Annotated in this window: 26 protein-coding genes; all 26 read left to right on the top strand. The window is 40.3% G+C overall.

Translation table 11 applies throughout. The annotated features are described in order from the left end of the window. Positions 1 to 143 precede the first annotated feature (143 nt). Positions 144 to 2,423 (top strand): DNA helicase PcrA, encoded by a 2,280-nt coding sequence (gene pcrA / locus GWD08_RS01935; protein ID WP_425280423.1) that lies wholly within the window; start codon positions 144 to 146, stop codon positions 2,421 to 2,423. A gap of 269 nt (positions 2,424 to 2,692) precedes the next feature. After that, entirely contained in the window at positions 2,693 to 2,941 is a 249-nt protein-coding gene (locus GWD08_RS01930; RefSeq protein ID WP_159564017.1) for a GlsB/YeaQ/YmgE family stress response membrane protein, read from the top strand. A 238-nt stretch (positions 2,942 to 3,179) separates the two neighbouring features. Then, positions 3,180 to 3,425 carry a GlsB/YeaQ/YmgE family stress response membrane protein gene (locus GWD08_RS01925; RefSeq protein WP_159564016.1) on the top strand — a complete coding sequence of 82 codons (246 nt, stop codon included), beginning with the start codon at positions 3,180 to 3,182 and terminating at the stop codon, positions 3,423 to 3,425. Between the two features lie 51 nt (positions 3,426 to 3,476). After that, positions 3,477 to 4,058 (top strand): alkaline shock response membrane anchor protein AmaP, encoded by a 582-nt coding sequence (gene amaP, locus GWD08_RS01920; RefSeq protein WP_159544020.1) that lies wholly within the window; start codon positions 3,477 to 3,479, stop codon positions 4,056 to 4,058. 10 nt (positions 4,059 to 4,068) lie between these two features. Further along, complete coding sequence (locus GWD08_RS01915; protein WP_159544018.1) at positions 4,069 to 4,257, top strand: DUF2273 domain-containing protein; 189 nt, start codon at positions 4,069 to 4,071, stop codon at positions 4,255 to 4,257. Between the two features lie 44 nt (positions 4,258 to 4,301). Then, on the top strand, positions 4,302 to 4,844 hold the full coding sequence (locus GWD08_RS01910) for an Asp23/Gls24 family envelope stress response protein (protein WP_159549530.1): 543 nt from the start codon (positions 4,302 to 4,304) through the stop codon (positions 4,842 to 4,844). Positions 4,845 to 4,885: 41 nt separating this feature from the next. Next, positions 4,886 to 5,098 (top strand): CsbD family protein, encoded by a 213-nt coding sequence (locus GWD08_RS01905; RefSeq protein ID WP_159544014.1) that lies wholly within the window; start codon positions 4,886 to 4,888, stop codon positions 5,096 to 5,098. 1 nt (position 5,099) lies between these two features. Then, the gene (locus GWD08_RS01900; RefSeq protein WP_159549524.1) at positions 5,100 to 5,588 is read left to right on the top strand and encodes an Asp23/Gls24 family envelope stress response protein; all 489 of its coding nucleotides are present in this window, start codon (positions 5,100 to 5,102) and stop codon (positions 5,586 to 5,588) included. Positions 5,589 to 5,748: 160 nt separating this feature from the next. Next, positions 5,749 to 6,393 carry a GntR family transcriptional regulator gene (locus tag GWD08_RS01895; protein WP_159544010.1) on the top strand — a complete coding sequence of 215 codons (645 nt, stop codon included), beginning with the start codon at positions 5,749 to 5,751 and terminating at the stop codon, positions 6,391 to 6,393. A 705-nt stretch (positions 6,394 to 7,098) separates the two neighbouring features. Further along, a complete protein-coding gene (locus tag GWD08_RS01890) occupies positions 7,099 to 7,800 on the top strand; it encodes an ABC transporter ATP-binding protein (protein WP_167547761.1) in 702 nt (233 codons plus the stop codon). Between the two features lie 12 nt (positions 7,801 to 7,812). After that, positions 7,813 to 10,299 carry an ABC transporter permease gene (locus GWD08_RS01885; protein ID WP_159564015.1) on the top strand — a complete coding sequence of 829 codons (2,487 nt, stop codon included), beginning with the start codon at positions 7,813 to 7,815 and terminating at the stop codon, positions 10,297 to 10,299. 119 nt (positions 10,300 to 10,418) lie between these two features. After that, positions 10,419 to 11,015 carry a restriction endonuclease subunit S domain-containing protein gene (locus tag GWD08_RS01880; protein WP_159549518.1) on the top strand — a complete coding sequence of 199 codons (597 nt, stop codon included), beginning with the start codon at positions 10,419 to 10,421 and terminating at the stop codon, positions 11,013 to 11,015. Positions 11,016 to 11,042: 27 nt separating this feature from the next. Continuing rightward, on the top strand, positions 11,043 to 12,374 hold the full coding sequence (locus GWD08_RS01875; RefSeq protein ID WP_159564014.1) for a DUF2130 domain-containing protein: 1,332 nt from the start codon (positions 11,043 to 11,045) through the stop codon (positions 12,372 to 12,374). Positions 12,375 to 12,506: 132 nt separating this feature from the next. Next, positions 12,507 to 13,391 (top strand): tRNA pseudouridine(55) synthase TruB, encoded by an 885-nt coding sequence (truB, locus tag GWD08_RS01870; protein ID WP_159544001.1) that lies wholly within the window; start codon positions 12,507 to 12,509, stop codon positions 13,389 to 13,391. An 11-nt stretch (positions 13,392 to 13,402) separates the two neighbouring features. Beyond that, positions 13,403 to 14,335, top strand: a complete 933-nt coding sequence (locus tag GWD08_RS01865; RefSeq protein WP_159564013.1) for a bifunctional riboflavin kinase/FAD synthetase — start codon at positions 13,403 to 13,405, stop codon at positions 14,333 to 14,335. Positions 14,336 to 14,377: 42 nt separating this feature from the next. Further along, positions 14,378 to 14,782, top strand: a complete 405-nt coding sequence (locus GWD08_RS01860) for a Spx/MgsR family RNA polymerase-binding regulatory protein (RefSeq protein ID WP_159543997.1) — start codon at positions 14,378 to 14,380, stop codon at positions 14,780 to 14,782. Position 14,783: 1 nt separating this feature from the next. Next, positions 14,784 to 15,062: a UPF0223 family protein gene (locus tag GWD08_RS01855; protein ID WP_159543995.1), complete on the top strand. Its 279-nt coding sequence runs from the start codon at positions 14,784 to 14,786 to the stop codon at positions 15,060 to 15,062. Next, positions 15,052 to 15,822, top strand: a complete 771-nt coding sequence (locus GWD08_RS01850; protein WP_159564012.1) for an inositol monophosphatase family protein — start codon at positions 15,052 to 15,054, stop codon at positions 15,820 to 15,822. Before GWD08_RS01855 ends, GWD08_RS01850 begins: the two co-directional genes overlap by 11 nt. A 5-nt stretch (positions 15,823 to 15,827) precedes the next feature. After that, positions 15,828 to 17,132 carry an RsmF rRNA methyltransferase first C-terminal domain-containing protein gene (locus tag GWD08_RS01845; protein WP_159564011.1) on the top strand — a complete coding sequence of 435 codons (1,305 nt, stop codon included), beginning with the start codon at positions 15,828 to 15,830 and terminating at the stop codon, positions 17,130 to 17,132. 130 nt (positions 17,133 to 17,262) lie between these two features. Then, a complete protein-coding gene (locus GWD08_RS01840) occupies positions 17,263 to 18,129 on the top strand; it encodes a phosphate ABC transporter substrate-binding protein PstS family protein (RefSeq protein WP_159543989.1) in 867 nt (288 codons plus the stop codon). Between the two features lie 10 nt (positions 18,130 to 18,139). Further along, positions 18,140 to 19,075 (top strand): phosphate ABC transporter permease subunit PstC, encoded by a 936-nt coding sequence (pstC, locus tag GWD08_RS01835; RefSeq protein WP_159543987.1) that lies wholly within the window; start codon positions 18,140 to 18,142, stop codon positions 19,073 to 19,075. Beyond that, positions 19,065 to 19,952: a phosphate ABC transporter permease PstA gene (gene pstA, locus GWD08_RS01830; protein ID WP_159543985.1), complete on the top strand. Its 888-nt coding sequence runs from the start codon at positions 19,065 to 19,067 to the stop codon at positions 19,950 to 19,952. The genes pstC and pstA overlap by 11 nt, the downstream gene beginning before the upstream one ends. A gap of 16 nt (positions 19,953 to 19,968) precedes the next feature. Continuing rightward, positions 19,969 to 20,772, top strand: a complete 804-nt coding sequence (pstB, locus tag GWD08_RS01825) for a phosphate ABC transporter ATP-binding protein PstB (RefSeq protein ID WP_159543983.1) — start codon at positions 19,969 to 19,971, stop codon at positions 20,770 to 20,772. Positions 20,773 to 20,783: 11 nt separating this feature from the next. Beyond that, complete coding sequence (gene pstB / locus GWD08_RS01820) at positions 20,784 to 21,542, top strand: phosphate ABC transporter ATP-binding protein PstB (protein ID WP_159544128.1); 759 nt, start codon at positions 20,784 to 20,786, stop codon at positions 21,540 to 21,542. Between the two features lie 34 nt (positions 21,543 to 21,576). Further along, complete coding sequence (gene phoU, locus GWD08_RS01815; RefSeq protein ID WP_159543981.1) at positions 21,577 to 22,230, top strand: phosphate signaling complex protein PhoU; 654 nt, start codon at positions 21,577 to 21,579, stop codon at positions 22,228 to 22,230. Between the two features lie 66 nt (positions 22,231 to 22,296). After that, a complete protein-coding gene (locus tag GWD08_RS01810; RefSeq protein ID WP_159564010.1) occupies positions 22,297 to 24,831 on the top strand; it encodes a M1 family metallopeptidase in 2,535 nt (844 codons plus the stop codon). The last annotated feature ends 196 nt before the right edge of the window (positions 24,832 to 25,027 follow it).

The raw sequence follows: 25,027 nt of genomic DNA, 5'->3' as shown, positions 1-25,027 counted from the left end.
TGGAGCTAAAAAGCGTACATGTTTTTTCATGCCTATGGCGGGGGCAAATCTGTCAAATGGTTTAGTTTTTAGCTGTCTCATGTTATAATTGTAACGTTATAGGTCTGCCATTGACAGACCAAGTTAGGATAATTTTGGGAGATATGATGAATCCTTTATTGAATGGAATGAATGACAAACAGGCCTTGGCTGTGCAGACCACAGAAGGTCCCCTCTTAATTATGGCTGGTGCAGGTTCTGGTAAGACACGGGTCTTGACCCATCGCATTGCTTATTTGATTGATGAAAAATGTGTTAACCCCTGGAATATTTTAGCTATCACTTTTACCAATAAAGCGGCGCGTGAGATGAAAGAGCGGGCTTTGGTCCTTAATCCCGCTACACAAGATACCTTAATTGCTACTTTTCATAGCATGTGTGTTCGCATTTTACGGCGTGAGGCAGACCGGATTGGCTATAATCGCAATTTTACGATTGTTGATCCGGGTGAGCAGCGCACATTGATGAAGCGTATCCTTAAACAGCTCAATATTGATCCCAAAAAATGGAATGAGCGCACCATCTTGGCCACTATTTCCAATGCAAAAAATGATTTATTAGACGAAGTTGCTTATGAAGCGCAAGCTAGTGATCTTTATAGCCAGATTGTGGCCAAGTGCTATCGCTTATATCAAGAAGAGTTGCAGCGCAGCGAAGCGATGGACTTTGATGATTTGATTATGATGACCCTACGTCTTTTTGATCACCATCAGGACGTGTTGGCTTACTATCAACAACGCTATCAGTATATCCACGTTGATGAGTACCAAGATACAAACCACGCTCAATATCAATTAGTCAAATTACTGGCCTCTCGTTTTAAAAATATCTGTGTTGTAGGTGACGCCGATCAGTCTATTTATGGCTGGCGCGGCGCGGATATGCAAAATATACTTGATTTTGAAAAAGATTATCCCGATGCAAAGGTTGTCCTATTAGAAGAAAACTATCGCTCTTCTAAAAAAATTCTAAAGGCTGCTAATGATGTGATTGCTAATAATGCCAATCGCAGGCCCAAGGAATTATGGACGCAAAATCCCGAAGGTGAACAGCTCGTTTATTACCGGGCCCATGATGAGCAAGACGAAGCTGTCTTTGTAGCCTCGACTATCAGTAACATGGCACAAGAACTGGGCAAAGCCTTTAAAGAATTTGCAGTTTTGTACAGGACCAATGCACAATCTCGAACGATTGAAGAAGCTTTGTTAAAGTCAAATATTCCTTATACAATGGTTGGAGGAACGAAATTCTATAGCCGCAAAGAAATTCGTGATGTTATTGCCTATTTGACAGTCATCGCCAACCCAGCAGATAATCTATCATTTGAGCGAATTGTCAATCAACCCAAACGAGGTGTAGGACCAGGTACCTTGGAAAAATTACGGCAGTTTGCCCAAGGCAGTCAATTATCATTACTAGAAGCCTCATCTAATCTGCTCATGTCGCCTTTAAAGGGCAAAGCTGCCCAAGCAATGATGGAACTTTCTTCTATATTATATGAGTTGCGAGGAACGATGGACCGCTTGAGCGTCACCGAATTGACTGAGCAGTTATTAGAGAAGACCCATTATTTAGAAGCATTAAAGGTCGAAAACACCTTAGAGAGTCATGCCCGCATTGAAAACATTGAGGAATTCTTAACTGTTACCAAGCATTTTGATGAACAAGAAAAGCTCGAAGCAGATGAGAGCGGTCTTGATCGATTAGGACGTTTTCTAAATGATTTGGCTTTAATCGCTGATACTGATGATGGTCAAACTGAAGCAGCCCAAGTAACGTTAATGACGCTACATGCTGCTAAGGGACTAGAGTTTCCAGTGGTCTTTTTAATCGGAATGGAAGAAGGTGTCTTTCCCTTGTCGCGTGCCAGTGAAGATCCTGATGAATTAGAAGAAGAGCGGCGCTTAGCCTATGTTGGCATCACACGTGCAGAACAACACCTCTTTTTAACCAATGCAAATACGAGAACTCTTTTTGGTAAGACTAGTTATAACCGCCCGACACGCTTTTTGCATGAAATATCCGAAGATTTGTTAGCTTATCAAGGCTTAGCTCGTCCAGCAAATAGTTCCTTTGGTGTTCGCTATAGCCAAGCGCAGATCCAGCAATTTGGTCAAGGGATGAGCTTATCCCAAGCTATTCAAGCGCGCAAAGCTCAAGAACAAGCTCGCTTGCAAGCGTCAGCTATTTCCCAAAAGCAAACCTCACAAGGGCTTGTTCCGGCGTGGGAGATTGGCGATATTGCCCACCATAAAAAATGGGGAGATGGTACAGTTCTTGAGGTCTCAGGAAGTGGCCCAACGATGGAATTAAAGATAAAATTTCCCCAAGTGGGTTTAAAGAAACTCTTAGCCAGTGTAGCCCCGCTTGAAAAACGTTCCTAAACATGTTTAACCTAGGTCTTTGGCCTAGGTTTTTTGTGAAAAAAGCTGAGCATAATGCTTGCCATCTCACTTCGAAGTTGTATAATTACAATATAAATTAAATAAAGAGTGGTCACTTTTTAGAAAGCTTTAAATATAAGCTTTTTAACATTAGTGATAAAAGGTTTATTCTAGCTATTTGCTAAATGACACTTATTGATTTAATTCATATAGTCACTTTTAAGAATAATAATATTCTTAAAAGATAACTTACATAAAGGAGAATGGTTATGGGAACTATTTGGTCGCTAATTGTAGGTGGACTCATCGGCCTTGTTGCTGGTGCGATTACTAAAAAAGGTGGCTCTATGGGCTGGATTGCCAACATTGTAGGTGGACTTGTTGGGGCTTATGTTGGTCAAGCATTATTAGGTACGTGGGGACCATCACTTGCGGGGATGGCACTGATTCCCTCTATTATCGGTGCCGTTATTGTTGTTATCGTTACTTCGCTGATTCTTAATCGGATGCCTAAATAGGCGTAGTGAAAAAAACTTTGCAAAATCAAGTCATATTACTTGCTATTATTTTCTGAGGGTGTATAATAACAATATAAACAATAAATAGTGTGGTCACTTAATAAAGTTTAAGTTTTAAGCAATAATTTCCTAGAGATAGGGCTTAAAAAATTTTACATTTTAAAATAACAACACTAAAATGAATTTGAGTAGTCACATTTTCGGGCTGACTCAAATTGTAAGAAAAAGGAGAAACATCATGGGAGTTATTTGGACATTAATCGTTGGCGGAATCATCGGCCTTGTTGCTGGTGCGATTACTAAAAAAGGTGGCTCTATGGGCTGGATTGCTAACATTGTAGCTGGTCTTGTTGGAGCCTATGTTGGCCAAGCATTGTTGGGTTCTTGGGGACCATCACTTGCTGGGATGGCACTGATTCCCTCTATTATTGGTGCAGTCATTGTTGTTGCCGTTACTTCGTTTGTTCTTAGTAAGCTTCGCTAATAGGTCATAGCCTAGTTAGTGGAAGTTCTTCCATAGAGAAAAGAGGTAAATATGGCAAAGTCTTTGAAAATTATTTTCAGTCTTATTAGTCTGGTACTCTTATCTATTTTGCTGCTGGTGATTACAGCTACAGCGGGATATGTGAATTTACCAGCTAGTTATGATTGGCTCAGTTGGGATACTAACCAAGTCCCCTATTATCTAAATCCTGGTTTGTACTATTATTTCTTCTGGGCTGCTGTTGTGTTGGCAATAGTGGTTGTAATCGGATTGTTAGTGGTGATTTTCTATCCACGTACCTATACCGAAATTAAGCTTGCTAAAGATAATGGCACCTTAATGTTGAAGAAAACGGCTATTGAAGGTTATGTTCGCTCGGCTGTGCAAGAAACTGGCTTAATGAAACGTCCCAATGTGAACATCTCAATGTATAAGCGTAAGTTTAAAGTGGATGTTGCTGGTCAGTTAGCCTCACGAGTAGGAGCAGCAGAGCAAATCAGCGGACTTAAAAAAGGCATTGAGACTGGTTTAAGTCAATTTCTTGGCCTTAATCGCCCAGTAAACTTTACTGTCCGTGTCAAAGATATTAAATCTACTGACCTCAGAACGGTTGACCATGATCGTGTAGAATAGGAGCATTCAGATGACATTTTTTGAAAAATATAAATATCCCATCATTGGTGCTGGAATTGGACTAATTTTAGCTATCTCATTTATTTCCTTTGGGTTTTGGAAAACCATTCTTGCATTAGTGTTTACTGCCCTAGGTGCCTATTTAGGATTGTATTTAAAGAAAACAGGCTTGTTGGAACAATTTCGTAACCGCAGATAATTAAGCAAAAATTAGTCCCAATCATATCAAAAAGGAGAATTACCATGACTGAAACTTACATTAAAAACACAACAAAAACAAACACTCATTTGGATGCTTCTGGTATCCGCGGCCAACTCACTTATGAAGATAAAGTTATCGAAAAGATTGTTGGGCTAGCCCTTGAAAATATTGATGGTTTACTAGCTGTTAATGGTGGCTTTTTCTCAAATCTTAAAGGAAAATTAGTTAACTCTGATTCCGTAAGAGATGGTGTTAATGTCGAGGTTGGTAAAAAACAAGTCGCAGTTGACTTAGATATTATTGCTGAATATCAAAAGCATGTGCCAACTATCTTCAAGCAAATTAAAGAAGTGGTTGAACAAGAAGTTAAAAAAATGACTGATCTTGATGTTATTGAAGTAAATGTCAATGTTACTGACATTAAAACACGTGCCCAATACGAAGCTGATCAAGTATCACTCCAAGATAAAATGAGCGATGCTGCCCAAGCTACTAGCCAATTTACCAGTAAACAAGTAAATAACGTCAAATCTTCTGTCAATAATGGAGTTGATAATATGCAAACGGAACCTCGTGTGCAATAATAACTGATTTTTGAGATTTAATTTAAGAAAGGTGGCCTATCATGTCTGAAGAAAAATGGAATGCAAAAGTTGATCAAGCAGGTGGTAAAATCAAAGAAGGTCTAGGAAAAGTGACCGGTGACAAATCATTAGAATCAGAAGGAAAAGTTGAAAAAGTTTCTGGTAAATTTGATGAATTTGTGGCTAATGCTAAAGATACATTAGAAGGTCTTTCTAAAGGGTTGAAAAAAGACAAAGATGAAGAAAGGAAATAAGATGGCAGAAAATACAATTAAAACAAAACTAACTTATGATGATAAGGTTATTGAAAAAATTGTGGGTCATGCCCTTGAAAATGTTGATGGCTTACTAGCTGTTAGTGGTGGCTTTTTCTCTAACATTAAAAACAACATGGTCAATTCTGACTCTGTCACCGATGGGGTGAATGTTGAGGTAGGTAGCAAAGAAGTAGCTGTTGATTTGGATGCTATTGTTGAGTACGGTAAGGATATTCCAAAAGTCGTTGAAGGCTTAAAACAAATCGTTGCCCAAAATGTTGATGTTATGACACACTTAAAAGTTGTTGAAGTTAATGTCAATGTGGTGGATATTCGGACCAAGGAAGAGCAAAAAGAAGCTGAAGTAACTGTTCAAGATCGTGTATCAAGTGCTGCAAGCTCAACTTCCAATTATGTCAGTGAAAAAACTGATCAAATCAAAACATCAGTTGCTGAAAAGTCTAATACCCATTCATCAACTAACTAGATTTGTTTTAAATACTCATTTTGATAAGACAAAGGGCTGGTTGACTAACCAGCCTTTATTTTAAACTGGATTAAAATGAGTTAAGATTGAAATTGCAATGTGATAAAAAAGATAGTAAAATGTAATAAACACTGCGATATTCAAAAGAAAGGAGTGGAAAATGACGAAAGCGAATCAAAAGGAGCTGACCAGCTCAAAATATCAACAAATCGCCATCTCTGTGGCCGGGCGAATTGCCAATGGAGAATATGAAGTTGGGGAAAAGCTAAAATCACGGACTACTATAGCTTCAACCTTTAATGTATCGCCAGAGACAGCACGTAAGGGTTTGAATATCTTAGCGGATTTGAAAATTTTAACTCTCAAACACGGTAGCGGGGCCATTGTCTTATCAAAGGAGAAGGCGATTGAATTTATAAAGCAGTATGAAACGACCCATTCTATTGCTGTTATCAAAGAAAAGATTCGGCAAAATATTGCTGCTCAGCAAAATGATATGGATCAGCTGAATGTGTTAGTAAATGACTTTTTAATGCAAAGTCAGTCGATTAGTAAGCAATATCCTTTGGCACCTTATGAAATTATAGTAAGCCGTGATACAGAACACTTTGGTAAATCGATTGGTGTGCTTAATCTTTGGCATCAAACAGGTGCAACAGTAGTTGCAATAGAGCATGATGGCAAGTTTCTAATCTCGCCAGGCCCGTATGCAGTTATTGAAAAAGGTGATCATATCTACTTTGTTGGAGATGATACGGTTTATTCTCGAATGAAAAATTTCTTCAATCTTTCTATGGGATTATAGCATCCTTACCTGATATCGTTTAGATTGAAGAAAAGGGTCATTACCAACAATTTTCTTCAATCTTTTTTTAAAGCAAAACCATACTCAAAAAGTAGCAGCGCTGCTTAGTCAAAAAACGCAAGGAAATGTTACCATTTCACGGTTTTTCTTTTGATGGTGGTTGGCAACGTTATTGCTATTGTGAGCTAGAGTGTTTCTAGCTTTTTATTTTTAGAAAGAAATCCATCGCTCTGCTATAGAAGAGAGCAAGCAGAATAGGGAGGACAATCAAATGCCATTAGTTAAAGGACAAAGCTGTAGACTTAGCTGGGCCACCACTACTGTTGTAAGTTGGTGATGTTGTACCTGATGTCAAGCAATTTAGCAAATGCCCCCTTAAACTAAAAGCTGCGAGGTCAGACTGCTAGAAATGCAAAGCCAGAAGACTATTCTAAAACGAATGAGGGAAATCAAGTGCCAGTCAAAAAGATTGGGCACTAACTTCATTCGTTTTTTGTCATCCTTGAATGCCTTCACAGTTTTGGTTTTAGACTAAATCAACTTCTGTTTACTTTATGATTAAAAACACGTGCCAGGTTTCTTGAAAAATGGTTCGCGCTTCTTTAAACACTTGTGAAAGCTCTTTCATAATCATATAATAGACTTAGAACATAAAAAAGCTTTTTTGACAAAGCTTTATGGCACAGGTAACAGGGGAGGCTGATTTTGTCCTATATCTCATTAGATGAAGTATCACGGTTTTATAAGATGGGGGATCATACGATTTATGCGAATAAAGACATCACCTTTACAATAGAAAAAGGCGAGCTAGTGGTTATCCTAGGTGCTTCTGGTGCAGGAAAATCTACTTTATTAAATATTTTAGGTGGAATGGATCAAGCTGATCAGGGGCAGGTTCTGATTGATGGGCAAGATATTACCCATTTTAATAGCAAGCAATTGACGGCTTACCGCCGTGAGAATGTCGGCTTTGTATTTCAATTTTATAATTTAGTTCCCAATCTTACTGCTAAGGAAAATGTTGAATTGGCAGTTGAGCTTGTCCGGCATCATCGTGATCCTAGTGAGGCATTGGCGGATGTTGGCCTTAAGGAAAGGCAAAATCATTTTCCCAGTCAGTTATCAGGCGGGGAGCAGCAGCGCGTTTCGATTGCTCGCGCCTTGGCTAAGTCGCCTAAGCTATTGCTTTGTGATGAACCTACGGGAGCTTTAGATTATCAAACTGGTAAGCAAGTTTTGACATTATTGCAAGACCTCGCACACACCCAAGCTACCACGGTCATTATTGTTACGCACAATAGTGCTTTAGCTTCGATGGCTGATCGAGTGATTCGTTTGCATGATGCTAAAGTCGAGTCTATCACGGTTAACGCCCAGCCAGTTCCTATCGCTAATATTGACTATTAAAAGGAGCAGTAAATGCATACGCTATGGAAATCGCTTTTTCGATTGATTAGGGAAACCAAGGCACGTTTTATCTCACTCTTTTTATTAATGACTTTGGGTTCGTTTGCTTTAGTTGGTTTAAAAGCAGCAGGACCTGACTTAGAGCAAACAGGAAATGCCTTTATTAGACGCCACCGGGTGGCTGATGTGATGGTACTAGCAAATCAAGGCTTTTCAGAGCGGGAAAAAGAGCGATTGGCTCACCTAGACAAGGTTGATATGAGTTATAGCCGAGTGTTAGAAGCAACTATGGGTCACAAAGGAAAGCAGGCTATCCGTTTGTTTCAAAAACCGAGCCAGCAGTCCTTATTTCAGCTTACAGCAGGGCGCTTGCCTCAAATGAAGACCGAGGTTGCACTAGCTCCCTGGTTAGAAAAGCAATATCCTTTAGGTAGCTCGATTAGCTTAAAGCCGCAAAATCACGGCACTTTAAGATATAGAGATTATAAGGTGGTAGGCTTTGCCTATTCTTCAGAAATTTGGTCAAAGACCAACCTTGGTGCTTCTACACAAGGTGATGGGAATCTTAAGGCCTATGCGGTACTCTCAAAAGAAGCTTTTCAAATGCCTGAGAATATGGCCCGCATCTTTTATCAGGATTTAGCTCCTCTTGGTGGCTTTACTAAGGCCTATAAAATGCAACTTCAAAAGTATCAAGCAGCCCTTGATCAAAAACTAAAAACGCTGACACAAGAAGCTAAGCAGCGCCAGCAAAAAGTCCTCCAACAGACCAAGGACAACAAAAAGATAGGGAAAGAAAGGTTTCTAGAGTCACCTAGGTTTACAAGCTTTAATCGGATGACTCTAGCTGGGTCAGAAGGTTATCAGTCGTATGATACTGCTATTAGGTCCATTCAGATGATTGGTCAAATCTTCCCCCTTGTTTTATACATAGTGGCTGCCCTAGTGACCTTTACTACGATTTCACGCTATGTTGATGAAGAGCGGCTCAATTTAGGTTTATTGTTAGCTATGGGCTACTCTAAACAGGCCACTGGAATGACGGTAATAACCTATGGCTTTTTGGCTAGCTTTTGGGGCAGCTTATTGGGAATTATTGGTGGAACCTATTATCTAGCTGATTTGATTGCAGGTATTATTGTTAAGCCACTGGGCCTTGGACAAGTTAGTCTTGTTTTTGATGTATCATCTGCAGCCTTGGCCCTTGTTTTTGCTATGGTTGCGGCAGTTTTACCAGCCTTTTTGGTCGTTCGACAGACCCTTTTGGCTCGTCCAGCGCAGCTATTGGTGCCAAAACCACCCACTAAGGGGGCAAAGGTATTTTTAGAATATTGGCCTTGGCTTTGGGGTAAGCTATCGTTTACGCAAAAGGTCACTACCCGTAATATGTTACGCTCCAAAAAAAGGATGATGATGACCTTGCTTGGGGTGGCAGGTTCTGTGACTTTAATGTATGCTGGCCTTGGGCTTCAAGCTTCTTTGTCGTCTATGGTAAAACAACAGTTTCATCAATTGACGCCTTATGATTTACTGGTTTTTGTGAAAAAGCAAAGGCAAACAAGAGATTTTAAACGGTTAGAGCATACTTTGGAAAGCTCTGCTATTGCTGATAAGCAAGAGGTCCGGATTAGTCAGCTGCAGGTCACTATTGACGGCCAGACGAATAAGCAAGCTGTTACGATCTTAGTGAGCCCAAATGCCAGCCTACACCCTTTTATTGGGCTATATGACGCTCGTTTTGGCCAGCGCCTTCGGGTGCCTGAGCGAGGAATCCTTTTATCCGATCTTTTAGCCAAAGCCTATCAGGTCAAAGAGGGGCAGATGCTAACGATTACAGACGATCAAGGTCAAACCTATCAAGCACGCGTTGCGGGTATTATTGATATGAAGGTTGGGCATTACATAGTGGTTTCACAGGGTTATTATCAACATGTCTTTGCTCAGCTTCCTGTAGAAGATGGCTATTTTCTTCAATTACAGTCTAGGCGAGCAAGTGCGATTAAAGCAGCAGCAAGTACCATTTTAAAGGAGCCAGCAGTTAGCCATGTCAGTCAACAATTGACACTGCGCCATTCTGTAGAAGCTACTGTTCGCTCCTTACGTCATATCATGATTCTTTTGGTGGTTTTAGCTACGGTTTTAGCTTTGGTGATTCTGTATAATTTAACAGCTATCAACATGGCTGAGCGGGCACGAGAACTCTCAACCCTAAAAGTCTTAGGTTTTTATGATGGAGAAGTTACCTTTTATATCTATCGTGAAACGCTTGTTTTGACAGGGCTTGGTATCTTACTTGGTTTGCTTGGGGGATGGGGCCTTCACCGATTGATCATGGCACAGTTAGTAACGGAGTCCATGCAATTTGGCCATGCTATTGCGTGCTATGTGCTGGCTCTACCTATTTTTACCATTTGTTTGGTCGTTGCCAGCTTAGCTTTTTGGGTTCATTATCAGCTTAAGCGCATGGATATGCTTGAAGCCTTGAAGTCGGTTGACTAAAGTCAGAAAAAAGGCAGTAGTGGGATATATCAGCCCTTGTTTTTCATTTTTCACTTGAGGAATTAGGAGAAATGTAGTAGTATTTAAATACTATATTTTAATAGAAGGATACTAGAGTAATGCAAGAGCAGATTAGGGCTTATTTGGAAGATGGCCGTCCTAAGATTCGTTTAGCTGAGGTGACAGAATGCTTTAAAGGGAAAGCGATCGCTAAGCAGCTGCCACCAGGTGACTTTCGCCTTATTAATTTATCAGATATGGGCAATGAAGGCATTCATTATGAGAGCCTGCGCTCTTTTCAACAGGATCGCAGGCAACTCCTGCGCTATATTCTAGAAGATGGTGATGTGCTGATTGCTTCTAAGGGTACCGTCAAAAAGGTCTGTGTCTTCCATCAACAAGACCATGAAACGCTTGCTTCTTCCAATATAACGGTGCTACGTCCCACATCACATGTGCGTGGTTACTACATTAAATTTTTCCTAGATTCGATGATTGGCCAGGCATTTTTGGAGGCAGTTGACCATGGTAAAAATGTGATGAACCTCTCAACAAAAGAATTACTGGAAATTCCGATTCCAGAATTACCTCTAGTCAAACAAGATTATCTCATTAGCCGTTATCTTAGAGGCTATAATGATTACCAACGCAAGATGCTGCGGGCCAAGCAGGAGTGGGATCACCTTCGTGCTGAAATTGAACGCCATCTTAATTAACATAATTCCATTAAAAAGAGAAAGAAAATGAAAGAAATAAAATGTCCGCATTGCCAGACTGTTTTTACGATTGATGAGTCTGAGTACAGTCAACTCCTGGCTCAAGTACGAGGAGAGGCGTTTGACAACGAGCTGACTGATCGCTTACACAAAGAGGTCCAGCTCCTTGAGGAACGTTCGCAGTCGCAACTGCAAAAAGCTATCTCAGAAAAGGAACAAGAGATTTTAGGATTACAAAGTCAGCTTGAGCAGCTTGCAAAAGAGCAAAACTTTAAACAAAACCAGCTTTTGGCTGACAAAGAAAAAGAGATCTTGACACTAGAGAGTAAGCTATCTCAGCTCAGCTCCCAAAACGCATTGGACTTGGCCAAAGGCTTAGCAGCTAAAGAAAAAGAAGTCTCCCAGTTACAACATCAACTAGATAAACTCTCACTTGAGCAAGCGCGTGCTTACCAGGAGCAATTAGTGAAAATCGAAAAAGAACGGGATCAGGCGCAAAGCCAGCTGGCTCTGCAAGAAAAAGAAAGTCAATTATCAGTTAATGCATTGAAATCTTACTATGATGCTCAATTAACCGCTGCAAATGAACAAGTTGCTTTTTATAAAAATTTTAAAGCGCAGCAATCCACTAAAGCCATTGGCGAGAGTCTGGAAAACTATGCTGAAACCGAATTTAATAAGGTGCGTAGCTATGCTTTTCCCAATGCAACTTTCACCAAGGATAATACCCTATCAGCACGTGGATCCAAGGGAGACTTTATTTACCGCGAAACAGATGAAAATGGCGTCGAGCTGCTTTCGATTATGTTTGAGATGAAAAACGAAGCTGATACGACCAAAACCAAGCATAAAAACAGTGATTTTTTCAAGGAATTGGATAAAGATCGCACTGAAAAAGAATGTGAATATGCTGTACTTGTGTCCATGCTTGAGGCAGACAATGACTATTATAATACAGGGATTGTTGATGTTAGTCATGAATTCCCCAAGATGTATGTTGTTCGTCCGCAATTATTCATCCAGTTGATTGGCTTATTGCGTAATGCCGCTTTAAATGCTCTTCACTACAAGCAGGAACTAGCTCTTGTAAGGGAACAGCATATTGACATTACCCATTTTGAAGAAGATCTGGATCACTTCAAGACTGCTTTTGCTAAAAACTATAATTCTGCCAGCCAAAACTTTAAAAAGGCGATTGACGAAATTGACAAATCAATCAAACGCATGGAGGAAGTCAAGCGTTTCTTAACGACCAGCGAAAACCAGTTGCGTCTAGCTAACAATAAACTAGAGGATGTGTCTGTGAAAAAATTAACGCGACACAATCCAACGATGCGAGCCAAATTTGATGAGCTCTAGATAATCGGATAAGAACACTCAGTGTACGCTTGATACTTTGACATTGCAAGTTGGTGACGACTAAGACTGATTGCTTGTCAAAGTTCTTTCAATGGCGTTATAATAAATAAGTTATAAGAAAGAATAAAGTAGATGAAATCGGGAATTATCAATGTCAAAAAAGACGCAGGTATGACTTCGCATGATGTTGTATTTAAGCTGCGACGGATGCTTCATGAGAAAAAAATTGGACATGGAGGGACCCTGGACCCGGATGTAGTGGGAGTATTACCGATTGCAGTTGGACGAGCAACGCGGGTCATTGAATACATGAGCGATGCTGGTAAGAGCTACCAAGGTCAAATCACCCTGGGTTATGCCACATCAACAGAAGATGCTAGTGGTGAGATTGTTCAGAGGACGCCAGTGTCTTCTGATCTGACCGAAGCAATGGTTGATCAGGCTATGACTAGTTTTTTAGGTGAAATTGAACAAATTCCTCCGATGTATTCTGCAGTAAAAGTCAAGGGACGTAAGCTGTACGAATATGCCCGTGCTGGCCAATCAGTAGAGCGTCCGAAGCGCCAGGTTCAGATTAAAAGCTTTGAACGCACAACGCCGCTTGTCTTTGAAAAAGACTTATGCCGTTTTGGTTTTAAGGTCACCTGTGGCAAAGGGACTTATGTGCGAACACTGGCTGTAGATTTGGGGCAAAAACTAGGTTACGCCAGCCATATGTCTTATTTACAACGAACGGCTGCTGCCGGCTTAGCTATTGATTCAGCACTTAGCCTAGAAGAAATTTCGTCTAAGCTAAAAGCCAACGATTGGTCCTTCTTATTGCCCATCGAAGCAGGAGTAGCAGATTTGCCACAGGTTCAACTTAGTCAAGCTGCCTATACTGATATTAGCTTTGGTCGACAGGTCATCTTAGCCGTAGAGGCGCCATTAGTGGCTGCTTTTTATAAACAAAAATTGGTTGCCATTTTAGAGCGTAGATCAAAAGCTTACAAACCCAAAAAAGTATTAATAGAATAAATAGGAATATTATGGACATTCAACAGATTGAAACCTATCAAGACATTCATGAATCCAAGCCGACAGTGCTTGTTTTAGGCTACTTTGATGGCTTACACCGAGGACATAAGTCCTTGTTTGATAAAGCGCAGACTCTAGCCCAGGCAGAAGGACTTGATGTGGTTAGTTTCACCTTTAATGAAAGTCCCAAGCTTGCTTTTGTTAAATATCAACCAGATCTTCTCTTACATATTACACGCCCTGATTTACGTTACCAAAAATTTGCCGAATATGGTGTTAAGCGTTTGTATTTAACAGATTTTACCACAACCTTTTCAAAAATTTCCTCGGATGACTTTATTGAATCGTTTATCGGAAAACTTAACCCTAAGTATATCGTGGTGGGCTTTGATTATAAATTTGGTCATAATCGCACCGATAGTGATTATTTGCGACGTAATTTTGCAGGTACTGTCTATACCATGCCAAAATTGCAAGAAGCTGGTCGGAAAATTTCCTCCACCTGGATACGAGAGGCTATCTATGCTGGCGAAGTTGCCCAGGCTAATCGCTTGCTAGGTTATCAATTTTCTACACGAGGTATGGTTGTTCATGGTGATGCTCGTGGTCGGACCATTGGTTTTCCTACAGCAAATTTAGCACCGATTGACCGCACTTTTATCCCAGCCGATGGGGTCTATGTGACTGATGTCGTGGTCCGGGGGAATCGCTACCGCTCTATGACCAGTATTGGTAAGAATGTCACTTTTGGTGGAAAAGAGATGCGCTTAGAAGTTAATATTTTTGGTTTTGATGGTGAACTTTATGGTGAGTCTTTAGAAATTATCTGGCTTGATAAGATTCGTAATATGGAAAAATTTGAGGGCATTGAAGAACTAGTGGACCAACTTAACCATGATAAAGAAATTGCATTAAATTGGAAAAAAGATAGCCAATTTAATTAAATTTTTGTATAATGAGGTAAGCAAAAACAATTGAGGAATGATATGGTTACCTTATTTTTATCACCAAGTTGTACTTCTTGTCGTAAAGCAAGAACATGGCTCTTAAAGCATGAAGTTGATTTTGAAGAACATAATATTATAACAAGCCCCTTGAATCACGATGAATTGATGACCATTTTGTCGTTTACAGAAAATGGAACAGAAGATATTATCTCTACACGGTCTAAAGTCTTTCAGAAACTGGACATTGATGTTGAAGATTTGTCGATTTCGGATTTGATTGAATTGATTGCTACCAATCCAAGTTTGCTGCGCCGGCCAATCATCATGGATGATAAGCGGATGCAGATAGGTTTCAATGAAGATGAAATTCGTGCCTTTCTTCCTAGAGACTATCGCAAACAAGAACTACGCGAAGCCACAATTCGTGCAGAAATCGAGGGATAAGATGACTACCAATTATCACTATCCTCTCGATGCAAGTTGGAGCACTGATGAAATTGTCTCAGTGCTTCATTTTTTGAATCAGGTCGAATTAGCCTATGAGTCAAAAGCTGATGCAACGACAGTACTACAAGCATATCATGCCTTTAAACAAGTTGTTAAAAGCAAGGCGCAAGAAAAACAAATTGATAAGCAATTTGGTAAAAGCAGTGGCTATTCTACCTATAAAACAGTCCAAAAGGCTAAGGAACTTAAAAAAGGATTTTTTACAGTTGAAAAATAAGTTTGAATTTGCAAAAACAATGATTAATCAGGCTGCTGACTATCTCAAAGTCCATCAGCAAGGACAACTAGATGTCCACGTCAAGTCTAAGGCCGATGATTTGGTTACAAATCTAGACAAGGAAATTCAGAACTTTCTTATTGAGGCCATTCACGAGCGCTATCCAGATGATCACATTCTAGCAGAAGAAGACAATGTTCGCCATGATATAACAGATGGTTCTGTTTGGGTTTTAGATCCCATTGATGGCACGCTGAATTTTGTTGTTCAAAAGGATAACTATGCCATCATGGTTGCCTATTATGAGAATGGTCATGGTCAGTTTGGCTTAATCTATGATGTGGTACAAGACTTATTATTAGCTGGTGGCGGTCAATTTCCGATCACTGTGAATGACCGCAGTGTCGAACCACTTCAAGAGGTCAACTTGGAGCGCTCACTTGTTGCCTGTAATGCAGGACTTTTATTGGCTAATGACCATAATATTCAAGCGTTTATCAATCAGACCTTAGGAGTCCGAATATATGGTAGCGCGGGCATTTCGATGATGCGGGTTATGCGCCAGCAATTGCTTGCCTATTTTTCCTATATCCAACCATGGGACTATGCAGCTGCTAAGATTTTAGGCGAAGCCTTGGGTTATCAGACTCTAACTATTGATGGACAGGAACCAGATTTTATGAGTCCCCAGAAAATTATGTTTGTGCCGAAATCACTCGTACCGGCCATCTTAGCAATTACACAAAAGGGTGAACAGTAAGCAATATGAATCTACCGACTGATTTTATGAATAAATACAAAGCAATACTTGGCTTAGAAGCTGAAGTATTCTTTTCTTCTTTTGATGAAAGTGCAGTTAGTGCTTTTCGAGTTAACCCACTAAAGCCAGTTGTTAAAACCTATGAAAACCCAATTCCCAAGACACCATGGGGGTATTATGGAAAGATTTCAGGGAGAAGTATTGATCATGTGACTGGTCTGGTCTACTCACAAGAACCGGCAGCGCAAATGGTCGGCCAAGTCGCTCAGCCCTCACCTGGGATGAAAGTATTAGATTTAGCAGCAGCACCAGGCGGCAAATCAACTCATTTACTTGCTTACTTGAATAATACAGGTTTGCTTGTCAGTAATGACATTTCCAAAAAGCGAAGTCAGACTCTGGTTGAGAATATCGAACGTTTCGGTGCTCGTAATGTGATTGTCACTAATGAATCTGCTCAGCGGCTTGCGAACGTTTTTCGAGACTATTTTGATATGATTGTTTTAGATGCGCCTTGTTCTGGCGAAGGAATGTTTCGTAAAGATCCAGCAGCGATGGCTTATTGGCACCCGAATTATCCTAAGGAATGTGCTGAACTGCAAAAAGAAATCCTACAGGATGCTTTAAAAATGTTAAAACCAGGTGGTGTTTTGGTTTACTCAACGTGTACCTGGTCGCCTGAAGAAAATGAAGAAGTTGTCCAGTGGTTGTTAGACGATTACCCACTAGAACTTGAGGAACTGCCACTACTTAATGGAATGACTCCTGGCCTAGGCCTTTCTCAGGTGGCGCGCATGTATCCCCATCACTTTGTGGGTGAAGGCCAGTTTGTCGCGAGATTGCGTGATACGAGGCCAATTGGTAAAGAACCAAGGCGTAAAAGCTCGAGAAGCAACCTGACACAAGAGCAAAAGCAGCTCTGGCATGCATTTGCAAAGCACCACTTGACCACTTCTTTAGATGGTATTTTGCAGACCTTTGGTGATCACCTCTACTTGCTACCTAGTGATTTACCTGACCTACGTGGCATTCGTATCGCTAGAAACGGCCTAGAACTTGGCACTTTTAAGAAAAAACGCTTTGAGCCGTCCTTTGCTTTGGGCTTAGCACTTGGCCCCAAGGACGTCAACCTAAGCCTAGCTATTGATGAAGAGGCTTTTAGAAAATATGTTGCCGGGCATTCCCTAAAACTAAGCCAGACTTTGCCTACTGACTGGTATTTAGTGACTGTCCAGGGGCTAGGAATTGGTTTTTCAAAGGTAGTCGGAGATACCTTAAAAAACAGTTTTCCAAAGGGGTTACGTTTTTAGTAACCTTACTTTTGCGACATTAATTTTAAGTCGAAATGACTTTTAAAGGTTTAATAGATATGGTACTATAGTTTTTGAGCTAAAATTAGCATATTATCTCATTTTTTAGTCTAACGTTAGGAAAATAATCATGCATATGAAAAAGAAATTCTTTTTAGTCAGCTTGTTAGCAGTATCAAGTTTCTTGTTAACAGCTTGTTCTAGCTGGATTCAAAAAGGCGAGTCCATTACGGCGGTGGGCTCAACAGCGCTCCAACCCTTGGTAGAGGCGGTTGCAGACGAATTTGGTCATCACCACTTAGGAAAGACGATCAATGTCCAAGGGGGCGGCTCTGGTACCGGACTGTCACAAGTTCAGTCAAAGTCAGTCCAGATTGGGAACAGTGATTTGTTTGCTGAAGAAAAAGAAGGGATTAATGCAACAAAACTAGTTGATCATCAAGTGGCTGTAGCAGGCTTAGCTGTGATTGCCAACTCCAAAGTCAAGGTCTCTAATTTAACTACTGAGCAGTTGCGCAAGATTTTTGCTGGTGAGTATACCAACTGGAAGCAAGTTGGTGGCCAGAATTTAGAGATTTCTGTAATCAACCGCGCAGCAAGTTCAGGTTCACGTGCGACTTTTGATACGGTGATCATGGGCAATACCCATGCCAAACAAGCACAAGAACAAGATTCCAATGGCATGGTTAAATCCATTGTTTCTCAAACGCCTGGAGCCATCTCCTATCTAGCTTTCTCCTATGTTGATGATTCTGTTAAATCCTTAACATTGAACGGTTTTGAACCCAATGCAAAAAATGTTGCAACCAATGACTGGCCACTCTGGTCTTACGAACATATGTATACCAATGGTCAAGCAGAGGGGCTTACCAAAGAATTTCTTGACTTCATGCGCTCAGAAGAAGTTCAAACAAAGATTGTGAAGCACATGGGATATATCTCTATCTCAGATATGAAAGTCGTTAAAAGCTATGACGGCACAGTATCTAAAAAGTAGTGGGGGAATTATGAAAAATCAGGATTTGGCTAAGACATTAGCATCACCTTCAAAAAATTCGCGCTTAGAAAAATTTGGTCGCACAATTACCTTTTTATGTTTAGCATTAATTGTTTTTATCGTGGCAATGATTTTAATCTTTGTGGCCCAAAAAGGCCTGTCAACATTTTTTGTTAATCATATTAACTTATTTGATTTCCTGTTTGGTAAAGAATGGCAACCCAGTGTAAAAGATAGCAGGGGTCTTCCTTATTTGGGAGCTTTACCAATGATTTCTGGTTCCTTTTTGGTGACCATATTATCGGCTTTGATTGCCACACCTTTTGCCATTGGCGCAGCTGTTTTTATGACGGAAATTTCACCAAAGTACGGTGCTAAATTGCTACAACCAGCAGTAGAATTACTGGTTGGCATTCCTTCGGTTGTGTATGGGTTTATTGGTTTGCAGATTGTTGTCCCATTTGTCCGTTCCATTTTTGGTGGTACCGGCTTTGGGATCCTCTCAGGTGTATTTGTCCTCTTTGTTATGATTTTACCAACCGTTACATTTATGACAACAGATAGCTTACGAGCAGTGCCTAGGCATTATCGCGAAGCGAGTATGGCAATGGGAGCTACTCGCTGGCAGACTATTTGGCGTGTTGTCTTAAATGCTGCTCGCCCGGGTATCTTTACGGCGATTATCTTTGGGATGGCTAGAGCTTTTGGTGAGGCGCTAGCGATTCAAATGGTTGTCGGCAACTCAGCTGTCATGCCAACTTCTTTGACTACACCAGCGGCCACTCTAACGTCTGTACTTACAATGGGAATTGGTAATACTGTAATGGGTACGGTTCAAAACAATGTTCTATGGTCCTTGGCCCTTGTGCTTTTATTAATGAGTCTTGCCTTTAATACCTTAGTCAAATTAATTACGAAAGAGAGAAAGAGAAACTATGAACGCTAAAAAGCTCGATAAATTAGCAACAGGTATTCTTTATAGTATTGCTGGAATTATTGTAGCTATCTTGGCTTCACTAATTCTCTTTATCTTACTGCGTGGTTTACCACACATTAGCTGGCATTTTCTGACAGGACAATCTTCCTCTTACGAAGCTGGCGGTGGGATTGGGATTCAATTGTATAACTCCTTTTTTCTATTAGTTATTACCTTATTAATTTCCATTCCCTTGTCAACAGGTGCTGGAATATATTTAGCAGAATATGCTAAAAAAGGCCCATTGACTAATTTTATTCGCACTTGTATTGAAATTTTGTCTTCCTTACCATCAGTGGTTGTTGGTTTATTTGGTTACTTGATTTTTGTGGTCCAATTTCAATATGGTTTTTCCATTATTTCTGGTGCCTTAGCTCTTACAGTATTTAATTTACCCCAGATGACCCGAAATGTTGAGGACAGTTTACTGCACGTACACCATACGCAGCGGGAAGCAGGGCTTGCTTTAGGCCTTTCTCGTTGGGAGACAGTCTTTTATGTTGTCGTACCAGAGGCACTACCTAGTATCGTAACGGGTATTGTGCTTGCTTCAGGCCGTATTTTTGGTGAAGCAGCAGCCCTCATTTATACAGCTGGTCAATCTGCACCAGCGCTTGATTGGCATAATTGGAACCCTCTAAGCGTCACGAGCCCCATCTCTATCTTTCGTCAATCAGAAACCTTAGCTGTGCATATTTGGAAGGTTAATAGTGAAGGGACTATTCCAGATGCCACCTTAGTTTCTGCTGGTAGCGCAGCAGTCTTACTAGTCTTTATACTATTATTTAATCTATCAGCTCGTTTTATTGGTAAGAGACTGCATTCTCGATTAACAGCAGCAAAATAAGTCAGAAGGAGAAAAGATGACTGAATATAATTGGAACGAACGCCATATCGTTACGTTCCCTGAAGAATCAATCGCCCTATCCACAAAGGACTTACATGTATATTATGGCAATAAAGAAGCTATCAAAGGCATTGATATGCAGTTTGAAAAAAATAAAATCACCGCTTTGATTGGTCCATCTGGTTGTGGTAAATCAACTTATTTGCGTAGCTTAAATCGCATGAATGACACCATTGATATAGCTAAGGTTACTGGCGAAATCCTATATCAAGGAATAGATGTCAATCGTAAGGACATGAATGTGTATGAAATACGCAAACATATTGGTATGGTTTTCCAGCGCCCGAATCCCTTTGCTAAATCCATTTATCGTAATATTACTTTTGCCCATGAGCGTGCTGGTGTTAAAGACAAACAAGTCCTAGATGAAATTGTCGAAACTTCCTTGAAACAAGCTGCCCTTTGGGAGCAGGTCAAGGATGATTTGCATAAGTCTGCCTTTACCTTATCAGGTGGTCAGCAACAACGCCTCTGTATTGCTCGGGCGATTTCTGTTAAACCAGATATTTTGCTCATGGATGAGCCAGCATCAGCTTTAGATCCAATTGCCACCATGCAATTAGAAGAGACCATGTTTGAATTGAAGAAAGATTATACGATTATCATCGTTACCCACAATATGCAGCAAGCAGCGCGTGCTAGTGATTATACCGCTTTCTTTTATTTGGGGGATGTTATCGAATACGATAAAACACGAAATATCTTCCAAAATGCAAAATGTCAATCGACCAATGATTATGTATCAGGTCATTTTGGATAGAAAGGAATATGATGGCAGAACCTATATTAACCGTCAATGATTTATCGGTTTACTATAACAAAAAGAAAACCTTAAACAATGTTAGTCTTGAACTCTATCCAAATGAAATTACCGCTTTTATTGGCCCGTCAGGCTCTGGAAAGTCTACCTTACTACGAGCTATCAACCGGATGAGTGATTTAAATCCGGAAGTAACAGTGACCGGTTCTATCGTCTATAATGGGCATAACATTTATAGTCCACGCACGGATACTGTTGATTTGCGTAAAGAAATTGGCATGGTTTTCCAACAACCCAATCCTTTTCCTATGTCTATTTATGAAAATGTCGTGTATGGGCTGCGCTTAAAAGGCATACGTGATAAGCAGATGCTTGACCAAGTTGTTGAATCCGCTTTAAAGGGGGCATCTATCTGGGATGAAGTAAAAGATCGCTTACACGATTCAGCCTTAGGCTTATCAGGCGGCCAGCAACAGCGTGTTTGCGTTGCGCGTGTTTTAGCAACTAGCCCTAAAATCATTTTATTGGATGAGCCAACTTCAGCCTTGGACCCTATATCCGCTGGAAAAATCGAAGAAACCTTATTTGCCTTGAAAAAAGAATACACCCTAGTTATTGTTACACGCTCAATGCAGCAAGCTTCGCGTCTATCTGATCGAACTGGTTTCTTCTTAGCGGGTGATTTACTTGAATTTGGTAATACCAAAGCCATGTTTATGAATCCTAAACGAAAAGAAACAGAAGACTATATTTCTGGTAAATTTGGCTAATTAGGATTTGTTAGAAAAGAAGGAAAACAAATGTATGTTAAGAACAAAATTTGAAGAAGAATTAGATAAATTACATAATCAATTCTACTCAATGGGGACTGAAGTGCTAGCACAGCTTAACAAAACAGTTCGTGCTTTTGTGAGTCATGACCGCGACTTAGCAAAAGAAGTCATTGAGGATGATGAACTTATCAATGAATTTGAAGCAAAACTCGAAAAGAAATCGTTGGAGATTATTGCTTTGCAACAACCCGTTTCCAATGATTTACGAACAGTTATTACGGTTTTAAAGGCTTCTAGTGATATTGAACGAATCGGTGACCACGCTGCTTCCATTGCGAAGGCTACTATCCGGATGAAGGGTGAGGAACGTATCCCGATTGTTGAAGAAAAAATTAACCAGATGGGAAAAGAAGTTAAGTATATGGTTGAGGATGCTTTGAATGCCTATATCAATTCCGATGACAAAAAGGCTTACGAAATTGCAGCTCATGATGAAATCATTGACAACTATTTCCGAGATATTCAAGCCTTAGCGGTTGAAGAGGTTCGTAAAACGCCAGATGCAGTCTTTGCTGGTAAAGAATATTTTCAAGTTTTGATGTTTTTAGAGCGCATTGGAGATTATGCTCGCAATATTTGTGAGTGGGTAGTTTACCTTAAAACCGGTAAAATTATTGAATTATAACAAAATGTGCTATAATAGTGATTAAGTATTATCTAATCACTATTTTTAGTTATCATAAGGAGATTTATGAAAGCAGTAGAACATTTGATTAAAAAATTTGTTCCAGAAAACTATAATATCTTTTTAGATATTAATCGTAAGGAAAAGACATTTTCCGGAAATGTTGCCATTACTGGCGAAGCCTTGGATAATGTTATTTTGTTGCACCAAAAAGATTTAGCTATTCACTCAATTTTGTTAGATAACGAAGCTGTCCCTTACCAAGTTGATGCAGATAATGAGACAGTACGCATTGAGTTACCTATCACTGGTGTGATGACTTTAGTTATTGAGTTTTCCGGTCAGATTACAGATAACATGACGGGAATCTACCCATCTTACTACACCCGCGAAGGCCTCAAAAAAGAAGTCATTTCCACACAGTTTGAGAGTCACTTTGCACGTGAAGCTTTTCCATGTATTGATGAACCCGAAGCAAAAGCAACTTTTGATTTAAGTATTAAGTTTGATCAAGAGTCCGATGAAATCGTTTTGTCAAACATGCCAGAGATTAATATTGATTTGCGACAAGAAACAGGGATTTGGACTTTTGATACGACACCGAGAATGTCCTCTTACTTGCTTGCTTTTGCCTTAGGTGATTTGCACGGCTTAACAGCAAAAACCGCTAATGGAACTGAAGTTGGTATTTTTGCCACTAAAGCACATCCAAGTTCTTCATTAGAATTTGCTTTGGATATTGCTGTGCGCGCAATTGAATTTTATGAGAATTACTTTGGCGTCAAATACCCAATTCCGCAATCTTACCATATTGGTCTACCTGATTTTTCAAGTGGCGCAATGGAAAACTGGGGACTGGTGACCTACCGCGAGATTTATTTGTTAGTTGACCAAAACTCTACAGCAGAGAGTCGCCAACAGGTTGCACTGGTTATTGCTCACGAGTTAGCTCACCAATGGTTTGGTAACTTGGTCACCATGAAATGGTGGGATGACCTATGGCTCAATGAAAGCTTTGCCAATATGATGGAATATGTCTGTGTTGATGCCCTTGAGCCTGAGTGGAATATCTTTGAAGATTTCCAAACAGTCGGTGTACCAAATGCGCTTAAACGTGATGCTACAGATGGCGTCCAATCTGTGCATGTTGAGGTGAATCATCCAGATGAAATTAACACCTTATTTGATCCAGCCATTGTGTATGCAAAAGGTAGCCGTTTAATGCATATGTTGCGTCGTTGGCTAGGTGATGAAGCTTTCAGAGAAGGCCTTAGAGCTTACTTTGAGAAACATCAATATTCCAATACCGTCGGACGTGATTTATGGGACGCTCTTTCAGAGGCATCTGGTAAGGATGTAGCTGGCTTTATGGATGCTTGGTTAGAACAGCCCGGTTATCCTGTTTTGCATGCGCGTTTAGTGGATGACCAGTTAATTCTTAGTCAAGAGCAATTCTTTATTGGAGAAGCAAGTGATAAAGAACGCCTTTGGCCAATTCCTTTAAATGCTAATTGGTCAGGTCTGCCTGAGATTTTAAATGAAAAAGAACTCGTTATTGAGCATTATTCACAACTTGCTCAAGCTAATGAAGGGGCTCTGCGGTTTAATACCGAAAATACGGCTCACTACATTACCTTCTATGACGACCAGTTGTTCGCTGATTTGGTAGCGCAAGTCCAAGAGCTTGATAACACATCGCTCTTGCAGCTCCTCCAAGAACGTCGCCTTCTGGCAGAAAGCGGCCAGCTTGCCTACGCTGAATTACTACCATTGATCAGCAAGTTTACTGGTAAAAAATCATTCATGGTTGCTGAGGCGATTCGCCAAATCGTTATGGGCTTGAAGCGCTTTGTGGAGGAAGAATCTCCTGAGAATGCAGCCTTTAAGCGTAGTGTGATTGCTATTTTCCATGAAGACTTTAGCCACCTTGGTTTTGAAAAAACTGCTTTTGAAACGGACCAAGATGAAATGGTGCGGCAAATTGCTCTGACGCAGTTGATTACTATGGGTAGTTCAGATGTCATCGAACAAGCGCATGCGATTTTCCAAAATCATCGATCTGATATTTCAGGGCTTCCTGCAGCGATTCGCCGCTCGATCCTCTTGAATGAGATGATGTATTTTGAATCTCAAGAATTGGTTGAGCTCTTCTTTGAGACTTATATTCATACACGCGATAACAATTTACGCTCTGAGCTGGCCTTTGCCTTGTCGCATACGACCCAAGAAGATACGCTCGCACGCATTTTTGATAGTTTCACAAACAAAGATATTATCAAACCGCAAGACCTTTCGATGTGGTACCGTTTCTTGCTTGCTCGTCCTTTTACTCAAACAGCTGTTTGGGCCTGGGCGCGTGACAATTGGTCTTGGATTAAAGGAGCGCTTGGTGGTGATATGAGTTTTGATAAATTTGTTATCTATCCAGCAAATGAATTCCGCACATCACAACTGCTACAAGAATATAAGGCATTCTTTGAACCGCAATTAACTGATATGGCGATTAGTCGCAATATTGCAATGGGAATTAATGAAATTCAAGCGCGTCTAACCTTGATTGAAGCGCAAAAACCAGCTGTTTTGGCTCAATTAAAAGCCTAAGCAGTTGATGAAAGGGTGCTAGTACCAGTACCCTTTTGTTACCCATTTTATGCTAGCAAAGTTGCCTTGCACAGCTATTTGAGAAGGTTTAATGAAACAATAAAACAGTGATGAACATTGTTTTACTAAGAGGAGGTTGGGACAGTGTTCCAGCCTTCTTTTGCAAGGTGCTTTAGAATTGCTTAAGAAAACTATG

Origin of the sequence: Streptococcus halichoeri (assembly GCF_009870755.1) — a bacterium.
GTDB classification, from domain to species: Bacteria; Bacillota; Bacilli; order Lactobacillales; family Streptococcaceae; genus Streptococcus; species Streptococcus halichoeri.
The sequence above is the reverse complement of the archived record's forward strand: the minus strand, read 5'-3'. Positions and strand labels throughout refer to the sequence as shown.

Excerpts from the sequence above, each read along its gene's own strand:
- GWD08_RS01845 (WP_159564011.1), top strand. The coding sequence starts at position 15,828 with ATGAATCTACCGACTGATTTTATGAATAAATACAAAGCAATACTTGGC.
- GWD08_RS01885 (WP_159564015.1), top strand. The coding sequence starts at position 7,813 with ATGCATACGCTATGGAAATCGCTTTTTCGATTGATTAGGGAAACCAAG.
- GWD08_RS01910 (WP_159549530.1), top strand. The coding sequence starts at position 4,302 with ATGACTGAAACTTACATTAAAAACACAACAAAAACAAACACTCATTTG.
- pstB (WP_159544128.1), top strand. The coding sequence starts at position 20,784 with ATGGCAGAACCTATATTAACCGTCAATGATTTATCGGTTTACTATAAC.
- amaP (WP_159544020.1), top strand. The coding sequence starts at position 3,477 with ATGGCAAAGTCTTTGAAAATTATTTTCAGTCTTATTAGTCTGGTACTC.
- GWD08_RS01860 (WP_159543997.1), top strand. The coding sequence starts at position 14,378 with ATGGTTACCTTATTTTTATCACCAAGTTGTACTTCTTGTCGTAAAGCA.
- pstB (WP_159543983.1), top strand. The coding sequence starts at position 19,969 with ATGACTGAATATAATTGGAACGAACGCCATATCGTTACGTTCCCTGAA.
- phoU (WP_159543981.1), top strand. The coding sequence starts at position 21,577 with ATGTTAAGAACAAAATTTGAAGAAGAATTAGATAAATTACATAATCAA.
- pstA (WP_159543985.1), top strand. The coding sequence starts at position 19,065 with ATGAACGCTAAAAAGCTCGATAAATTAGCAACAGGTATTCTTTATAGT.
- GWD08_RS01895 (WP_159544010.1), top strand. The coding sequence starts at position 5,749 with ATGACGAAAGCGAATCAAAAGGAGCTGACCAGCTCAAAATATCAACAA.
- GWD08_RS01900 (WP_159549524.1), top strand. The coding sequence starts at position 5,100 with ATGGCAGAAAATACAATTAAAACAAAACTAACTTATGATGATAAGGTT.
- GWD08_RS01930 (WP_159564017.1), top strand. The coding sequence starts at position 2,693 with ATGGGAACTATTTGGTCGCTAATTGTAGGTGGACTCATCGGCCTTGTT.
- pcrA (WP_425280423.1), top strand. The coding sequence starts at position 144 with ATGATGAATCCTTTATTGAATGGAATGAATGACAAACAGGCCTTGGCT.
- truB (WP_159544001.1), top strand. The coding sequence starts at position 12,507 with ATGAAATCGGGAATTATCAATGTCAAAAAAGACGCAGGTATGACTTCG.
- GWD08_RS01880 (WP_159549518.1), top strand. The coding sequence starts at position 10,419 with ATGCAAGAGCAGATTAGGGCTTATTTGGAAGATGGCCGTCCTAAGATT.
- GWD08_RS01855 (WP_159543995.1), top strand. The coding sequence starts at position 14,784 with ATGACTACCAATTATCACTATCCTCTCGATGCAAGTTGGAGCACTGAT.
- GWD08_RS01915 (WP_159544018.1), top strand. The coding sequence starts at position 4,069 with ATGACATTTTTTGAAAAATATAAATATCCCATCATTGGTGCTGGAATT.
- GWD08_RS01810 (WP_159564010.1), top strand. The coding sequence starts at position 22,297 with ATGAAAGCAGTAGAACATTTGATTAAAAAATTTGTTCCAGAAAACTAT.
- GWD08_RS01875 (WP_159564014.1), top strand. The coding sequence starts at position 11,043 with ATGAAAGAAATAAAATGTCCGCATTGCCAGACTGTTTTTACGATTGAT.
- GWD08_RS01840 (WP_159543989.1), top strand. The coding sequence starts at position 17,263 with ATGCATATGAAAAAGAAATTCTTTTTAGTCAGCTTGTTAGCAGTATCA.
- GWD08_RS01925 (WP_159564016.1), top strand. The coding sequence starts at position 3,180 with ATGGGAGTTATTTGGACATTAATCGTTGGCGGAATCATCGGCCTTGTT.
- pstC (WP_159543987.1), top strand. The coding sequence starts at position 18,140 with ATGAAAAATCAGGATTTGGCTAAGACATTAGCATCACCTTCAAAAAAT.
- GWD08_RS01865 (WP_159564013.1), top strand. The coding sequence starts at position 13,403 with ATGGACATTCAACAGATTGAAACCTATCAAGACATTCATGAATCCAAG.
- GWD08_RS01905 (WP_159544014.1), top strand. The coding sequence starts at position 4,886 with ATGTCTGAAGAAAAATGGAATGCAAAAGTTGATCAAGCAGGTGGTAAA.